This window comes from Halomonas sp. SSL-5 (assembly GCF_030708455.1).
In the GTDB taxonomy this organism is placed as follows: Bacteria; Pseudomonadota; Gammaproteobacteria; order Pseudomonadales; family Halomonadaceae; genus Halomonas.
In genome coordinates, this window is the sequence record NZ_JAUYWF010000004.1 from 148803 (window position 1) to 164263 (window position 15461).

A 15461-nucleotide genomic window follows, 5' to 3' on the forward strand; every position below is an offset into this window, starting at 1 on the left:
TCAAGCGAGTCGAGACCCCATGCTGCTTCCCCTGTTCGCCGTCGCCCTGGGCCTCGTGGCCCTGCTGTGGAGCGCCGACCACTTCGTCGGCGCGGCGGCCGCCACCGCCCGCCGCGCCGGCATGAGCACCCTGCTGGTGGGCATGACCATCGTCGCCCTGGGCACCTCGGCCCCGGAGATCGTGGTCTCGCTGATGGCGTCCCTGGACGGCATCCCCGACCTCGCCACCGGCAACGCCCTGGGCTCCAACATCGCCAATATCGGCCTGGTACTGGGCATCACCGCGCTGGTGGTGCCGATCCCGGTGCGCTTCTCCATCGTGCGTCGCGAGTTGCCGCTGCTGCTGGGGGCCACCGGGCTTGCCGGCTATGCCCTGGCCAACGGCCACCTGGGGCGCATGGATGCCGCACTGCTCATCGCCCTGCTGGTGTTCAGCCTGTGGTGGCTGTTCCGCGCCGACACCCCGGATGCCGAGGACGCCGTCGCCGAGGAGATCCCGGACATGACCCTGCCGCGCGCACTGCTGTGGCTGGTGGTGACGCTCGCGGTGATGGTGGCCGGCTCCCGGGGCCTGGTGTGGGGGGCCAGCGAGCTGGCCCGCAGCATGGGGGTCAGCGAGCTGGTCATCGGCCTGACCATCGTCGCCATCGGTACCAGCCTGCCCGAACTGGTGGCCTGCGTGGCCAGCGCCCTCAAGCGCCACCATGACCTGGCCATCGGCAACATCATCGGCTCCAACCTCTTCAACCTGCTGGCGGTGCTGCCGATACCCGGTCTGATCGCACCGGGCGCCACCGATGCCGCCGCCGGGGAGCGTGACTATCCCTTGCTGCTGGTGCTGACCCTGGTGCTCGGCGCCCTGCTGCTGTGGCATCGTCGCAACCACCTCGGCCGACTCCCGGGCGCGGCCCTGGCCGCCACCTATTTCGGCTACCTGATCTGGCTCGGCACGGCCAGTCTGGGCGGTGGCTCTTGAGTGATTCCGCGCAACAGGCAACAATCGACCCCATGACATCCGATACCCCCCCGGCCGGCTCGGCCCTCCGTGACAGCGCCCGACGCACCCTGCGCCTCGAGCAGCAGGCCGTCGGCGCCCTGGTGGCGCGCCTCGATGACGCCTTCGACCGCGCCTGCGAACTGATCCTGGCCTGCCACGGCCGCGTGGTGGTCACCGGCATGGGCAAGTCGGGCCACATCGCGGGCAAGATCGCCGCCACCCTGGCCAGCACCGGCACGCCGGCCTTCTTCGTGCATCCCGGCGAGGCCAGCCACGGCGACCTGGGCATGATCACCCCCGGCGACGTGGTGCTGGCCCTCTCCAACTCGGGCGAGACCGCCGAGGTGACCGCCCTGCTGCCGCTGCTAAAGCGCATGAAGGTGCCGCTGATCAGCATGACCGGTCGCCCTGCCTCGAGCCTGGCCCGCCACGCCGAGGCGCATCTCGATGTCGGGGTCGAGCGCGAGGCCTGTCCGCTCGACCTGGCCCCCACCGCCTCCACCACCGCCGCCCTGGCCATGGGCGATGCCCTGGCCGTGGCCCTGCTCGAGGCGCGCGGCTTCACCGCCGAGGATTTCGCCCTCTCCCACCCCGGCGGCAGCCTCGGCAAGCGGCTGCTGCTGCGCGTCGGTGACCTGATGCACTCGGGCGATCGGCTGCCCCGGGTGCCGCTGGGCAGCCCGCTGCGCGATGCCCTGCTGGAGATCACCCGCCAGGGGCTGGGCTTCACCTGCGTGGTGGCCCCCGACGGCCACCTCGCCGGGGTCTATACCGATGGCGACCTGCGTCGCACCCTGGACCAGCACAACGACCTCACCGACCTCACCGTGGATGAAGTCATGACCTGTCCCGGCAAGCGCGTCTCCCCGGAGACCCTGGCCGCCGAGGCGGTAAGCCTGATGGAAGACCACCGCATCTCCGCCCTGGCCGTGGTCGATGACGAGGGTCGCCCGGTGGGCGCCCTGCATATGCACGACCTGCTCGCCAGCGGCGTGATCTGACCTCAACGACACGGAGTCCCCATGACCCACACCTCCCCCCTGCAGGATCCGCTGCTGACCGACCGTCTGCGCCGCATCCGCTTGCTCGCGCTGGACGTCGATGGCGTGCTCACCGACGGCCAGCTCTACTTCCAGGCCGACGGCATCGAGATCAAGGCCTTCAATGTCCAGGATGGCCACGGCCTCAAGCTGCTCAAGCGTGCCGGGATCCAGGTCGCGCTGATCACCGGCCGCGAGTCACCCACGGTGAGTCGCCGCGCCGCCGCCCTGGGCATCCAGCATGTCTTCCAGGGCGTCGAGAAGAAGCTGCCGGTACTGCGGGAGCTCAGCGTGCGCCTGGGCCTGGAATTCGACCAGGTGGCCTACTGCGGCGACGACATGCCCGACGTGGGCGCCATCCGCCGCGCCGGGGTGGGCATCAGCGTGCCCAACGCACCGGCCTACATCCAGAAGTATGCCGACTGGGTCACCGAGCGCAGCGGCGGCCAGGGCGCGGCCCGCGAGATCGCCGACACCCTGCTGCGCGCCCAGGGCCACTGGGACGCGGTGATCGACACCTACCTGCACGGGGCCGGCTGAGGCCATGGCCCTGCCGCGCCCGGGCTTTCGCACCTGGCTGACCCTGCTGCTGCTGACGCTGGGCGGAGGCCTGGCGCTGCTCGACCTGCGCGACCCCACCCCCACCGGCCAGGTGCCGCGCGACGCCGCGGGCGAGCCCGACTTCTACCTCGAGAACGCGCGCCTCACCCGCTTCGACGCCGAGGGCCGCCCCCACCAGCGGGTGACCACGCCGCGGCTGGTCCACACCCCGGTGGATGACGTGACCCGCCTGGAAACCCCGCTTGCCCGGCTCCACGACCGCGAGGGTCGCCTGTGGCTCGCCGAGGCCAAAAGCGGCGAGCTGGGCCCCGGGGGCAACCCGCTGCTGCTCGATGGCGACGCCCGTCTGCGGGCCCCCGCCGAGCGCTGGGTGCTCGAGACCGAGACGCTGCACTACGATGCCGACACCGGTCATGCCTGGAGCACCACCCCGGCCACGCTGCGCCAGCCGCCCCAGCGCATGCGCGGCGAACGCTTCGACGCCTGGCTCCATGACAACCGGGCCCGCCTGACCGACAATGTGCGCGGCCACCATCCGCCCGAGACAGCCGAGGAGTCCTCGCCATGACGCGCCCCCTACTCCCCTCACTGGCCTGTGCGCTGCTGCTGGCGCTGCTGGCCGTCGCCCCGGCCAGCCAGGCCCAGAGCCAGCCTCAAAATCAGGATGCCGATGCGCCCATCCTGGTCGAGGCGGACCGCCTCGACCTCGACGACCGCGCCGGCACCGCCGTGTATACCGGCAACGTGGATATCCGCCAGGGCAGCATGCGCCTGACGGGCAACCGGGTGGAGATCCGCCGCAACGCGGCCGGTGAGCTCTCCCTGGCCACCGCCACCGGCGATCGGGCCTACCTCGAGCAGCAGCCCGACCCCGCCGAGCCGATCGTCAAGGGCTGGGGACGCACCGTCATCTATCACGTGGCCGAACGCCGCGTGGAGCTGGTCGATCGCGCCGAGCTCCATCAGGGGGGCGACACCTTCGAGGGCGGCTACCTGGAGTACTTCCTCGACCGCCGCGTGGTGCAGGCCCGTGCCGACGCCGAGGGCGTCGAGGGCAGCCAGCGCATCCGCATGACCCTCCAGCCCGAACAGCAGTAAGGGAATCCATGAAGACCCTTCACGCCCGTCATCTGGCCAAGAGCTACAAGCGCCGCCGCGTGGTGCAGGACATCGGCCTGTCGATCCGCCAGGGCAGCATCGTCGGGCTGCTGGGCCCCAACGGTGCCGGCAAGACCACCTCCTTCTACATGATCGTGGGGCTGGTGCGTGCCGATGCCGGCTCGGTGGCCATCGATGACCTGGACCTCTCCCGCGCCGCCATGCACGAACGGGCCCGGGCGGGGATCGGCTACCTGCCCCAGGAGGCCTCGATCTTCCGCAAGCTGTCGGTGGCCGACAACATCATGGCCATCCTCGAGACCCGCAAGGATCTCGACCGGGAGGGCCGTCGCGCACGCCTGGAGCAGCTGCTCGAGGAGTTCCATGTCACCCATATCCGCGACAACCCGGGCATGAGCCTCTCCGGCGGCGAGCGGCGCCGGGTGGAGATCGCCCGGGCGCTGGCCACCGAACCCGCCTTCATCCTGCTCGACGAGCCCTTCGCCGGGGTCGACCCGATCTCGGTGGGCGAGATCAAGGGCATCATCCGCCAGCTCAAGGCCCGCGGCATCGGCGTGCTGATCACCGACCACAACGTCCGCGACACCCTCGACATCTGCGACAGCGCCTATATCGTCGGCGACGGCAAGATCATCGCCGAGGGCGACGCCGAGTCGATCCTCGCCAACCAGCGGGTGCGCGAGGTCTACCTCGGTGAAGACTTCCGCCTGTGACCCCGGCCGGTAACGCGCCTCACCATATTCATATTCCGCCGCGCGGCGCACCAATGGCATGATTATTGCTTGAAATCGTATTGCGCCATGCCACGCCAGGGGCTAGGGTAGGGCTTTCCGACACGCCAGGAGGACGCCGGCCATGGCCATGAAGGCATCCCTGCAACTGCGGGTCGGCACCCAGCTGACCATGACACCCCAGCTGCAGCAGGCCATCGCTTTGCTGCAGCTCTCTACCCTGGACCTGCGCCAGGAGATCCAGCAGGCGATGGAGAGCAACCCGCTGCTGGAGCTCGACGACGAGTTCGGCGAACAGGCCACCCAGGAGACCCCGGACGACGACTGGGCAAGCGAGATTCCCGAACAGCTCGCCACCGACAGCGACTGGTCCGACACCTACCAGGACCTGGGCGCGCCGGCCGGAGGCGAGGGACCCGATTTCGAGCGCCAGGCCCAGAGCCAGAGCCTGCAGGGTCACCTCGCCTGGCAGCTGGCGATGAGCGACCTCGATCCTCGGGCGCGGCAGATCGCCGAGAGCCTGATCGATGCCGTGGACGATGCCGGCTACCTGGCCACCTCCCTCGACGAGATCCGTGGCGGCCTGAGGCAACAGGGGCTTGCCGACCTGCGCAGCCAGGAGATGGAGCGGGTGCTGCTGCGCCTGCAGCAGTTCGACCCCACCGGCATCTTCGCCCGCGACCTGCGCGAATGCCTGCAGCTGCAGCTCGGCGCCCTCCCCGACGACACGCCGCTGCTGCCCCAGGCGCGACGCCTGGTTCGCCAGTTCCTCGAGGCCCTGGCCGGCGGCGATCGACGCCTGCTCAAGCGGCGCCTGGGGCTGGACGACGACGCCCTGGATGCCACCATCGCCCTGGTGCGAGGCCTGGACCCACGCCCCGGCAGCGCCTTTGCCAGCGTGACCGACGACTATGTGATCCCGGACCTGGTCGCCTACCACGACCAGCGTGGCTGGCACGTCGAACTCAACCCCGAGGCACTGCCACGACTGCGCATCCAGCCCGATTACGCGGCCCTGGTGCGCCGCGCCGACAGAAGCGACGACAACCAGTTCCTCAAGGAGCATCTCCAGGAGGCGCGCTGGCTGATGAAGAGCCTGTCCAGCCGCAACGACACCCTGCTGCGAGTGGGCCGCGAGATCCTGGCCCGCCAGCTCGACTTCCTCGAGCGCGGGGAAGAGGCGATGAAGCCGCTCATCCTGGCCGACATCGCCCAGGCGGTGGAGATGCACGAATCCACCATCTCGAGGGTCACCACCCAGAAGTTCATCCACACCCCGCGGGGGGTCTTCGAACTCAAGTTCTTCTTCTCCAGCCACGTCGGCGGCGGCGAAGGCGAAGGCGACGCCCACTCCAGCACCGCCATCCGCGCCCGCATCCGCAAGCTGATCCAGGAGGAGCCGCCTCGCAAGCCGCTCTCCGACAGCCGGCTGGTCACCCTGCTCGACGAGGCCGGCATCCAGGTCGCGCGCAGGACCGTGGCGAAGTATAGGGAAGCCATGGGCATCCCCTCCTCCAGCGAGCGCAGGCGGCTTCGCTGACCGGGATCAAGGCGCCCCTCGAACCCGCCGCTGGGTGGGGGTATGCAAGGCGGGAAAAAGGGTTACAATCGAAGCACAACCAACGAGCAAGGAGCGTGTCATGCAAGTCAACATCACCGGCCATCATGTGGAACTGACCGATGCCCTGCGTGACTATGTCAACGAGAAGCTGACGCGCGTGGAGCGCCACTACGACAACATCACCAACGTTCAGGTGACCCTGTCGGTGGAGAAGGAGCGACAGTCCGCCGCCTGCACCCTGCATGCCGCCGGTGCCGACCTGCACGCCGAGGCTCAAGAGAACGACATGTATGCCGCCATCGATGCCCTGGCCGACAAGCTGGACCGCCAGCTGGTCAAGCACAAGGAGAAGGCCCAGGCCCGCGCCCAGGGCGCCGGCGCTCGCTGAGTCCACGATGTCGTCTCTCGAAACCATCCTGCCCCCCGAGCGCACCCTCTTCGATGTGCCCGGGGGAAGCAAGAAACGGGTGCTGGAGTTCTTCAGCACCTTCATCGCCCAGAATACACCCAGCCTCGACAGCCAGGAGGTTTTCGCACGGCTGATCGCCCGCGAACGCCTGGGCAGTACGGGGATCGGCAATGGCGTGGCCATCCCGCATGCCAGAAGCCCCCACTGCAAGGCGCCCATCGCCGGCTTCCTGAAGCTGGCCGAGCCGGTGGATTTCGATGCCATCGACGGCGAGCCCGTCGACCTGGTGTTCATGCTGCTGGTGCCCGAGGAGGCAGACGCCGCCCATCTGACCCTGCTGGCTCAGGTGGCCGGCATCATGAACGACGTTGACACCCGAACTCGCCTGCGCCGCAGTGCCAGCCAGCGAGAACTCCACGAGGGCCTTATCGAGGCCATTCGACGACAGGGCTGAGCACCCGCTCGGCCAGGACGACCAGGAGATCCCCATGCAGCTCGTGATCATCAGCGGCCGTTCCGGCTCGGGCAAGTCGATCGCGCTGCAGGCCCTGGAGGATCTCGGCTACTACGCCATCGACAACCTGCCTGCCATGCTGCTCGGCTCGCTGGTCGACGAGCTGGGCAACCCCGAATCCCCGCGCTCCTCCATCGCCGTCAGCATCGACGCCCGCAACCTGCCCCAGGCCCTGAAACGCTTTCCCAGCCTGCTCGAGGAGGTGCGTGAACGCGGCATCGATTGCCAGGTGATCTACCTGACCACCGACGCGCGCATCCTGATCGAGCGCTACTCCGCCACCCGACGCCGCCACCCGCTGACCCGGGGCAGCGAGATGACGCTGGCCGAGGCAATCGACTCCGAGGAGCAGGCGCTGGCCGAGATCCGTGACCTGTCCGACCTGGTGATCGACACCTCGCGGCTGTCGGTGCACGAGCTGCGCGGCCGCATCGCCGACCAGGTGGCCGGGCATCGCCCCGAGCAGCTGACCCTGACCGTGGAATCCTTCGGCTTCAAGCGCGGCGTGCCACTCGATGCCGACCTGGTGTTCGACGCCCGCTGCCTTCCCAATCCCTACTGGGACCCGCGCCTGAGGCCCTTCACCGGCCAGGACCCCGAGATCGTCGCCTTCCTCGAGGGATATCCGCTGGTCCAGGCGATGCTCGAGGACATCCACGCCTGGCTGACGCGCTGGCTACCCAGCTACGAGGCCAGCCATCGCAGCTACCTGACCGTGGCCATCGGCTGCACCGGCGGGCAGCATCGTTCGGTATACATCGCCGAGCGACTGGCGATGCGCCTGGCACAGAGCCAGACCCATGTCCGCCTGCGCCACCGCGAGCTGGGCACCCAGGACACCCTGCCTGGCCCCGACGCCACACCTCATCAAGGACGTTGAGCGTGCCGCAACGCAAGCTGACCCTGACCAACAAGCGTGGGCTACACGCCCGCGCCGCCACCCGGCTGGTGCAGTGCTGCCAGCCCTTCACGGCCCGCATCCGCGTGGCCAATGGCCCCCTGCAGGGTGAGGCCGACAACATCATGTCACTGCTCATGCTTGCCGCCCCCTGCGGCACCCAGCTCACCGTCAGCGCCGAGGGGGAGGACGCCGAGGCGGCCCTCGACGCCGTTGAGGCGCTGTTCGAGGCCCGCTTCGACGAGGATGACTAGCCGCCGGCCACGGTCATCTCGTCGATCAGCCAGCTGCCGGTATGGATGCTGCCGCGGGTATCGATATCGCTGCCCACGCCGGAGAGCCCCCGGAACATCGCCTCCAGGTTGCCGGCAATCGTGAACTCCTCCACCGGGTACTGGATCTCGCCGTTCTCCACCCAGAAGCCGGCCGCGCCCCGCGAGTAGTCGCCGGTGACGGCGTTCACCCCCTGCCCCATCAGCTCGGTGACCAGCACCCCCCGCCCCATGCGGGCGAGCAGCTCATCGCGTGATGCCAGCGGTGCCGCGATGCGCAGGTTGCGGGCGCCACCGGCATTCGCGGTGGTCGGCATGCCGAGGCGCCGCGCACTGTAGGCCGAGAGCATGTAACTGGCCAGGCGCCCCTTGTCGATGAAGACATTGTCGCGGGTCTGAACGCCATCGTTGTCGAAGGGCGAACTGGCCATGGCGCCGATCTCCATGGGCTTCTCCTGCAGGCTGAACCACTCGGGGAAGAGCCCATCGCCGAGGCGGTCGCAGAGGAAGGAGGCCTGACGGAACAGCGAGCCCCCGGCGATGGCGCCCATCAGCGAGCCGACCAGCCCCGCGGCCAGGTCCGGATCGAAGAGCACCGGCAGGCGTCCGGTGGCCGGGCGCCGCGCGCCGAGGCGCCGCAGGGTGTGCGCGGCGGCGCTCTCGCCGACCCGCTCGGGGGCCAGCAGGTCACGGGGGTCCCGGGCACTGGTGTAGTCGTAGTCACGCTGCATGCCGGCGGCATCCTCGGCGATCAGCATGCAGGAGAGGGAGTGGCGGCTGCCGCGCTGGCTGCCCAGGAAGCCGTGGCTGTTGGCGTAGACCCGCACCCCCTCGCCGCTGGAGAGCGAGGCCCCGTCGGAGCTCTTGATCCCGGCCTTGCCGCGGCCGGCGGCCTCGCAGGCCAGTGCCAGGTCGATGGCCTCCTCGGTGGAGAGCGCCCAGGGATGGTGCACGTCGAGGTCGGGAAGATGGGTGGCCATCAGCTCGGCATCGGCGAGGCCGGCGGCGGGATCCTCGCCGGTATAGCGGGCGATGGCGATGGCCTTCTCGACCACGGCGCGTATGGAGGCCTCTCCGGCATCGGTGGAGGAGGCGCTGCCCTTGTGCTGCCCGAGATAGACGGTCACCGCGATGCCCTGATCGCGGGAGAGCTCGACGGTCTCCACCTCGCCCTCGCGAACGCTGACACCGACGCCCTGGTCGACGCTGGCGCCCACCTCGCAGGCGTCGGCACCCAGCTTGCGGGCCAGCTCCACTGCCTGTCGGGAACGGCTCTCCAGCTGGCTCTGCTGGGCGGCGGCATCGAAAGCCTGAGTCATCTCTATCCTCCTTCGGCGGGCCCGCGGGCCGCGCCTGTGATGTTCATTCTCAGCCCGGTGAAGCGGGCTGGTATACTGTCGGGACACCCAGCCCCCAACCGATGGAAGCGGCATGTCCCAGGAATCTCCCCGCGAGCTGCTCGACCAGGTCCTTCAGCAGCCGGACAACGACGAACGCCCCAGCAAGTCCCAGCTCAAGCGCGAGATGCAGGCGCTGCAGGCGCTGGGCGAACAGATCATCGCCATGACACCCGGTGAGCGGGCGCGCTTCCCGCTCTCCGACGACATGCTCGCCGCCGTGGAGGAGACCGCACGCATCCGCTCCCACGAGGGGCGGCGACGGCATATGCAGTACGTCGGCAAGCTGATGCGCCGCGAGGATCTCGAGGCGATCCGCGCCGTCCATGACGAGATCGAGCAGGAGACGCTGCGCCGCGACCACGCCTTCCATCGCCTCGAGAAGTGGCGTGACCGCCTCGTCGACGAGGGAGACGCCGCGGTGGAGGCCTTCGTGGCCGACTACCCCGACGCCGACCGCCAGGCCCTGCGTCAGCTGATCCGCAACGCCCAGCGTGAGCGCGAGAAGGGCAAGCCCCCGGCCAGCGCCCGCAAGCTGTTCAAGCTGATCCGCGATATTGCCGGACTATAGCGCCGCCGGGGTCAGACCCCGGCCGAGCCAGCAGGCCCATCATCGTGCGCCTTACCAGCCATATCGACGCCGCCGGGGTCTGACCCCGACCTGGCCACAGCTTTATGACGCAGTACCGCCCACGGTCAGCTCGTCGATCTTGAGGGTCGGCTGGCCGACGCCCACGGGCACGCCCTGGCCCTCCTTGCCGCAGACGCCGATACCGCTGTCCAGTTCCATGTCATGGCCGATCATCGACACCTGCCCCATCACCTCGGGGCCGTTGCCGATCAGCGTCGCACCCTTCACCGGGGCGGTGATCCGGCCATCCTCGATCAGGTAGGCCTCGCTCGCCGAGAACACGAACTTGCCCGAGGTGATGTCTACCTGGCCGCCGCCGAAGCTCACCGCATAGATGCCGCGCCTGACGCTCTTGATGATATCGGCGGGATCGTCCTGTCCGGCCAGCATGACGGTGTTGGTCATGCGCGGCATGGGCAGGTGGGCGAAGGACTCACGGCGGGCGTTGCCGGTGGGCGCCATGCCCATCAGCCGGGCGTTGAGCTTGTCCTGCATGTAGCCGGTGAGAATGCCATCCTCGATCAGCGGCGTGTGCTGACCCGGGGTGCCCTCGTCATCGACGCTCATAGAGCCGCGGCGATCGCCCAGGGTGGCATCGTCCACCACCGTCACGCCCGGTGCGGCGACGCGCTGCCCCAAGCGACCCGCGAAGGCGGAGCTGCCCTTGCGGTTGAAGTCGCCCTCCAGGCCGTGGCCCACCGCCTCGTGGAGCAGGATGCCGGGCCAGCCCGGCGCCAGCACTACCGGCAGCTGGCCGGCCGGCGCATCCACGGCGTCCAGGTTGACCAGCGCCTGGCGTACCGCCTCCTTCGCATAGCGCTCTGCCACGCCCTCGTCGCGCAGGCGCGACATGGGATAGCGACCACCGCCACCGGCGCTGCCACGCTCGCGACGGCCATTACGCACGGCGATCACGCTGACGTTGAAGCGCACCAGGGGACGGATATCCGCCGCCAGGGTGCCGTCACTGGCGCGCACCAACACCACCTCATGGACCCCGGAGAGCGAGGCACTGACCTGGCTGACCGAGGGGTCGGCGGCCCGGGCCACGCGATCCGCCTGCTTGAGCATGGCGACCTTCTCCTCGGCGGAAAGGCCGGAGAGCGGATCGACCCCGGCATAGCGCGCCTGGGGGGCGACGGCGACCGCCGCACCCAGGGTCAGGCGGCTGCCGCTGCGCACGATGCCCGCGGCGGTGCGCCCGGTCTCGCCCAGGGCGTCGGCGGTGATCTGGTTGGAGTAGGCGAAGCCGGTCTTCTCGCCGGCCAGGGAGCGCACGCCCACCCCGCCGTCGATGTTGTAGCTGGCCTCCTTGACCTCACCGTCTTCCAGCACCCAGCCCTCATGCCAGCTGCGCTGGAAGTAGAGGTCGGCATAGTCGATGCCCGGGCCCAGGGCGTGGCCGAGGCCGGCGTCCAGGTCGTCCAGGGAGAGGCCGCCGGGAGCCAGCAGGATACCGGCGGCTTCGTCTAGCAGTGCGTGTCTCGCTTGGGTCATTCGGCGCTTTCCACTGAGATCTGCGGCGCGGTCCAGGGACCGAGCACGCGATAATGAATTCGGGTCACGCTGTCGATGGCATCACCGAACAGGCGGTCGGCGATAAACAGGGCCCCGCCTACCACCGGGGCGCCGGCGATCACCGCGGCCAGCGGCAGGTTGCGGCTGACGGGTACCGTGACACCCAGCCGCATGTCGAGTTCCCGCCGCGCCAGCTCGACGCTGCCATCCAGGGAGAAGCGGGTGGCGGGCCCCACGACCTCGACCGGCCCCCGCGTCTCGAGACTGCCACCATACAGGGTCGCCGCGCCACTGACACGATCGAAGGCGGTCCCCTGACCGGTCACGTCGGAGAAGTCCAGGCGCAGGCGTCGCACCAGGTTGTCGATATTGAGCAGCCCCACCAGTCGTGCCGGGGTGGACTGCAGGTTGACGAAACGCCCGTCACGCAGCTCTGCCTCGACGCTGCCCCGTGAGCGCTCCAGGGCAAACTGCCAGGGCGCCCCCGGCCAGGCCAGCTGGCTCTTGACCCGGGTCTCCTGGCTGCGGATCACCGCCGCCTGCCCCAGGCGCTCCAGCGCCGTGCCCAGGTCGCGCCCATCCAGGTCGAGACGCGCACGGGTAAGGCTGGCCCCGGAGCCGGCCGCCTCCCAGACCAGCTCGCCGCGGGCACTGATCTCGCCAAGGGTGAGGCCCAGGGGAGCGATACTGAGTCGCTCGGGCGTGGCCTGCCAGCGGGCAGTCAGGGGGCCCAGGCGCTGGCCGGCGCGCTCGATGTCGGCGACGCGCAGGCGACCAGCGGGGAGATCAGCCACCCAGCCGGGCAGGGACTGTGGCGCCGGCGGGGTGGCGATCTCGTCGAACAGCGAGCCGACCTCGCGGTTGCCCGGCATCAGTGCATCCAGGGAGAGCCGCGCCAGGCCGATGTCCAGCGGCTCGGCGAGCCGGGGCCGGTAATCGAGCTGCCCCTCCAGCAGGCTGCCATCCAGCGCCAGACGCCAGCCGCCTCCGGATTGGGGGCGTGCCGTGGCGTAGAAGGAACCCAGACAGCGCTCGTCGTGCTGCAGGCAGTCACTCGCCAGGCGCACCTCGCGCAGATTCTGGGCGCCGCTTGCCGCTCCCGAGCCGGCGCCCACCAGGCCGGAGAGCGACTCGCCCCAGGCGGCGGGTGACAGCCTCGGCAGGTAGGCGTCGACCCACCAGCCCGCCCCCGTTGGCCAGCTGCCGGAGGCCGGGCGACCCAGCCACACCTGCCCCTGGCCGCTGTCGCCACCGGGCAGCGCCCGCCAGCGCAGTGCCAGCACCTCACCCAGGCGCCCCTCCAGGCGCCCCTCGGTCAGGTCCATGTCGAGCCGCAGCGGCCGGGTCTCCCCCGCCGACTTGCCCAGCGGGGCAGGCAGGTCGGCGGCCAGCCCCTGGAGCGTGCTCTCCAGGCGCAGCGAAACGCCGTCGTCGACGCCCAGGCGGCCGCGCCAGTCGAGGCGGCCCGCCAGCCGCTCAGCCAGGGCGGAAACGCCCCCCAGCGCCAGCAGCGCTCTCGTCTCGGCCGTGCCGGCAAGGTCGAGCCCGCCGCCCTGGGTATCGATATCGGCGCGCACCGGCCCGCCCAGTGCCCGCCCCTCCAGGCGACCCTCGAGGCCGCCCGCCTCGCCCCGCTGACGCCAGGCGAGCGGCCCCGCCAGGTCGCGGAAGACCAGCCCCAGGGGGCGATACTCCAGGCGCGGGAAGGCGGCCTCGGTAGCGATATCCAGCGCGAGGCCCGCGGGCTCGGCCAGGGGCAGCGCCAGGGTGAGCGTGCCTTCGGCATGCCCCTCGGCCTGCCAGGCATCCAGGGCCTCCATCCCCTCCACCGGCATGGCCAGCAGGAAACGACGCAGCGCGGCGGCCTCGGCGGCCAGCCTGCCCTCCACCTCGAGGCGCTCGTCGGCCAGGCGTACCCGGCCGTCGTGCGCCTCCACCCCGAGGCTCTCGGCGTGGCTCACCTCGGCCTCCAGGACGCCGTCGTCGAGGCGCATCCGCCCCTCGACGCCCTCCAGCCTCGGCCAGCCCGGGGCAATGGGCAGGCGCCCGTCACGGATGGCGAGGTCGAGGCCGAAGTTCGCCGCGACACGTTCGTCACTGCCCCCGGAGAGCGGCACATGCAGGCGCAGCGAGCCCTCGGGCACCCGGCCGGCCACGCCATCGGCGAGCCAGTCGCGCAATTCATCGCCGAGGATGCCCACCGGCAGCCACTCAACGAGCGGCGTCTCCACGGCATCGACATCCTCGAGGGCCAGGGTCAGGCCGAAGCCGCCCCGGGCGCCACGGCCGACGGAGAGGCCGAAACCGCCGCTGACCTCGGCACCGTTCCAGCCCACCCGCAGGTCGCGGCCACTGACCATGCTGCGCGGGCCGTCATAGGCCCAGCGCACCTCGCCAGAGGCGTGCTCGAGCGCCATGGGGCCGGCGAACACCTCGGGAAAGTGCAGCGTGGCGGCGTCGTCGCCGACGAAGCGCACCAGCCCGTTCCCCCCGCGGGCCTCCACCCACATGTCGAGGGGCCCGCCGCCCGGTGCCTGCTGCCAGGGCGAGGCCTCCACCCCGCGCAGGGAGGCGCGCGCCTGCCACTGCTCCTCCCGGAAGCCCAGGCCGAAGCCCATCACCCGCCCGCGGGGGTCGAGGCTGTCCACCACCCGGGCCAGGGCCTCGGGCAGCGGGACCCGGTCGCGCCAGGCGGCCAGCGACCCCAGGTCGAAGGCGCTGGTATTGAGCCACCAGCCCTCGGCATCGCCGCTCAGGTGCCAGCGATAGGGCAAGGCCGGGCCCCAGCGCGACGCGGGGGCATCGGGCTCGCTGGCATCGGGGCTGTCGGCGTCGCCCTGGAACCAGGCCTGCCAACCGCTATCTCCCTTCAGCCACTGGCCACGCCCGGTCACGCCGTCGAGCTCCAGGTCATGGCGCTCTCCCGCCGCGTCCCGGTGGCTGACCGCCAGCCGCTCGATGTCCAGGGCGAGGCGGGCATCGGCCAGGGCACCGCGATGCCAGCGCCCCCAGAGGCGCGCCTCGCCACGCGCCTCGTCGAGGCGCAGCGGCTGATTGCGTCCCAGCACCGCGGCCAGCTCCACCAGGCTGTCGAGGCGCATGTCGGCCTGGAGAGCGGCGCCGAAGTCGCGGAACCCTACCTGGCCCGGCAGCACCTCCAGGACCACCTGCATGGCGATGTCGGGGTCGCCCACCAGGCGCAGTTCACCCTCGAGGTGGGCGCGACGGGCGTCGCCGGTCATCAGCAGCCGCGGCGCCTCGAAGGCGACGCGCCGTTCGCGGCCATGCAGCACCACGCTCACCTGCTCGGCCCAGGCGCGCTGGCGCAGCAGCACCCCGACCCAGTAGTCGAGGCGCTCCAGGTCGAACTCGCCCTCGGGCTGCAGCTCGGGGGGCAGGTCGGCGGGGTCGGGCCAATGCCAGCCCCCCTCGGGGGTCTGGTAGAGGTGCAGGGTCACCCCCTCGAGGCGGGCATCCTCCACCACCGGCAGCCCCTCGCGCAGGCTCTGCCAGGTGTCCAGGCGCAGCCGGCCCGCCTGCACGTCAAGCAGCGGCCTGTCACCCTCGCGGGTGCGCAGGGTCAGGCCATCCAGGCGCAGATGCGGGTCGAAGCGCGCCAGGCCGCCCTCCAGGGAGGAGATCCGCACCTGGGCCGCGAAGCGCGCCGAGAGCAGTGACTCCAGCCGCGGCACCAGCCCATCGGCCAGGCCCAGCGCCAGGCGCGCGACCAGGGTCAGCATCGCCACCGCTGCCAGCACCACGGCCAGCAGGGTCAGGGTCCAGCGAATCACCGGGCGGGTCACGGCCATGGGC

The 15461-nt window shown here is 70.6% G+C and carries 15 protein-coding genes; 12 read left to right on the plus strand and 3 right to left on the minus strand.

Features of this window, described 5'->3' with window-relative positions:
* The first annotated feature begins 19 nt into the window (after window positions 1-19).
* The 11 genes from RAN53_RS06005 (at window position 20) to RAN53_RS06055 (ending at window position 8084) form a co-directional block, all read left to right on the plus strand.
* Window positions 20-976, plus strand: a complete 957-nt coding sequence (locus tag RAN53_RS06005) for a calcium/sodium antiporter (protein ID WP_305795909.1) — start codon at window positions 20-22, stop codon at window positions 974-976.
* A gap of 32 nt (window positions 977-1008) precedes the next feature.
* The gene (locus RAN53_RS06010; protein WP_305795910.1) at window positions 1009-1998 is read left to right on the plus strand and encodes a KpsF/GutQ family sugar-phosphate isomerase; all 990 of its coding nucleotides are present in this window, start codon (window positions 1009-1011) and stop codon (window positions 1996-1998) included.
* Between the two features lie 21 nt (window positions 1999-2019).
* Window positions 2020-2577, plus strand: coding sequence for a KdsC family phosphatase (locus RAN53_RS06015; RefSeq protein WP_305795911.1), 558 nt, complete (start codon window positions 2020-2022; stop codon window positions 2575-2577).
* 4 nt (window positions 2578-2581) lie between these two features.
* A complete protein-coding gene (gene lptC / locus RAN53_RS06020) occupies window positions 2582-3166 on the plus strand; it encodes an LPS export ABC transporter periplasmic protein LptC (RefSeq protein ID WP_305795912.1) in 585 nt (194 codons plus the stop codon).
* Window positions 3163-3696, plus strand: a complete 534-nt coding sequence (gene lptA / locus RAN53_RS06025; RefSeq protein ID WP_305795913.1) for a lipopolysaccharide transport periplasmic protein LptA — start codon at window positions 3163-3165, stop codon at window positions 3694-3696. The genes lptC and lptA overlap by 4 nt, the downstream gene beginning before the upstream one ends.
* Before the next feature lie 8 nt (window positions 3697-3704).
* Window positions 3705-4430 carry an LPS export ABC transporter ATP-binding protein gene (lptB, locus tag RAN53_RS06030; protein WP_305795914.1) on the plus strand — a complete coding sequence of 242 codons (726 nt, stop codon included), beginning with the start codon at window positions 3705-3707 and terminating at the stop codon, window positions 4428-4430.
* A gap of 142 nt (window positions 4431-4572) precedes the next feature.
* Entirely contained in the window at window positions 4573-5988 is a 1416-nt protein-coding gene (locus RAN53_RS06035; RefSeq protein ID WP_305795915.1) for an RNA polymerase factor sigma-54, read from the plus strand.
* A gap of 100 nt (window positions 5989-6088) precedes the next feature.
* Complete coding sequence (gene hpf / locus RAN53_RS06040; RefSeq protein WP_213313052.1) at window positions 6089-6397, plus strand: ribosome hibernation-promoting factor, HPF/YfiA family; 309 nt, start codon at window positions 6089-6091, stop codon at window positions 6395-6397.
* 7 nt (window positions 6398-6404) lie between these two features.
* A complete protein-coding gene (ptsN, locus tag RAN53_RS06045; protein ID WP_305795916.1) occupies window positions 6405-6872 on the plus strand; it encodes a PTS IIA-like nitrogen regulatory protein PtsN in 468 nt (155 codons plus the stop codon).
* Window positions 6873-6906: 34 nt separating this feature from the next.
* The gene (gene rapZ, locus RAN53_RS06050; RefSeq protein ID WP_305795917.1) at window positions 6907-7812 is read left to right on the plus strand and encodes an RNase adapter RapZ; all 906 of its coding nucleotides are present in this window, start codon (window positions 6907-6909) and stop codon (window positions 7810-7812) included.
* Between the two features lie 2 nt (window positions 7813-7814).
* The gene (locus RAN53_RS06055) at window positions 7815-8084 is read left to right on the plus strand and encodes an HPr family phosphocarrier protein (protein WP_305795918.1); all 270 of its coding nucleotides are present in this window, start codon (window positions 7815-7817) and stop codon (window positions 8082-8084) included.
* Here RAN53_RS06055 and pmbA read toward each other — a convergent pair.
* A complete protein-coding gene (pmbA, locus tag RAN53_RS06060; protein ID WP_305795919.1) occupies window positions 8081-9421 on the minus strand; it encodes a metalloprotease PmbA in 1341 nt (446 codons plus the stop codon). The two genes, RAN53_RS06055 and pmbA, sit on opposite strands and share 4 nt — an antisense overlap.
* A gap of 112 nt (window positions 9422-9533) precedes the next feature.
* Between pmbA and yjgA the strand changes: the two genes are divergently transcribed.
* Window positions 9534-10070: a ribosome biogenesis factor YjgA gene (gene yjgA / locus RAN53_RS06065; protein WP_305795920.1), complete on the plus strand. Its 537-nt coding sequence runs from the start codon at window positions 9534-9536 to the stop codon at window positions 10068-10070.
* A 102-nt stretch (window positions 10071-10172) separates the two neighbouring features.
* On the opposite strand, the gene tldD is transcribed toward yjgA, so the two are convergent.
* Window positions 10173-11627, minus strand: coding sequence for a metalloprotease TldD (gene tldD / locus RAN53_RS06070; protein ID WP_305795921.1), 1455 nt, complete (start codon window positions 11625-11627; stop codon window positions 10173-10175).
* Entirely contained in the window at window positions 11624-15457 is a 3834-nt protein-coding gene (locus RAN53_RS06075) for a YhdP family protein (protein WP_305795922.1), read from the minus strand. The genes tldD and RAN53_RS06075 overlap by 4 nt, the downstream gene beginning before the upstream one ends.
* Window positions 15458-15461 lie beyond the last annotated feature (4 nt).

Bases quoted from the DNA above. Each gene is read 5' to 3' on its own strand.
- RAN53_RS06010 (WP_305795910.1), top strand. From the start codon at position 1,009: ATGACATCCGATACCCCCCCGGCCGGCTCGGCCCTCCGTGACAGCGCC.
- RAN53_RS06035 (WP_305795915.1), top strand. From the start codon at position 4,573: ATGGCCATGAAGGCATCCCTGCAACTGCGGGTCGGCACCCAGCTGACC.
- lptB (WP_305795914.1), top strand. From the start codon at position 3,705: ATGAAGACCCTTCACGCCCGTCATCTGGCCAAGAGCTACAAGCGCCGC.
- rapZ (WP_305795917.1), top strand. From the start codon at position 6,907: ATGCAGCTCGTGATCATCAGCGGCCGTTCCGGCTCGGGCAAGTCGATC.
- lptA (WP_305795913.1), top strand. From the start codon at position 3,163: ATGACGCGCCCCCTACTCCCCTCACTGGCCTGTGCGCTGCTGCTGGCG.
- RAN53_RS06005 (WP_305795909.1), top strand. From the start codon at position 20: ATGCTGCTTCCCCTGTTCGCCGTCGCCCTGGGCCTCGTGGCCCTGCTG.
- hpf (WP_213313052.1), top strand. From the start codon at position 6,089: ATGCAAGTCAACATCACCGGCCATCATGTGGAACTGACCGATGCCCTG.
- RAN53_RS06015 (WP_305795911.1), top strand. From the start codon at position 2,020: ATGACCCACACCTCCCCCCTGCAGGATCCGCTGCTGACCGACCGTCTG.
- lptC (WP_305795912.1), top strand. From the start codon at position 2,582: ATGGCCCTGCCGCGCCCGGGCTTTCGCACCTGGCTGACCCTGCTGCTG.
- tldD (WP_305795921.1), bottom strand. From the start codon at position 11,627: ATGACCCAAGCGAGACACGCACTGCTAGACGAAGCCGCCGGTATCCTG.
- yjgA (WP_305795920.1), top strand. From the start codon at position 9,534: ATGTCCCAGGAATCTCCCCGCGAGCTGCTCGACCAGGTCCTTCAGCAG.
- ptsN (WP_305795916.1), top strand. From the start codon at position 6,405: ATGTCGTCTCTCGAAACCATCCTGCCCCCCGAGCGCACCCTCTTCGAT.
- RAN53_RS06075 (WP_305795922.1), bottom strand. From the start codon at position 15,457: ATGGCCGTGACCCGCCCGGTGATTCGCTGGACCCTGACCCTGCTGGCC.
- pmbA (WP_305795919.1), bottom strand. From the start codon at position 9,421: ATGACTCAGGCTTTCGATGCCGCCGCCCAGCAGAGCCAGCTGGAGAGC.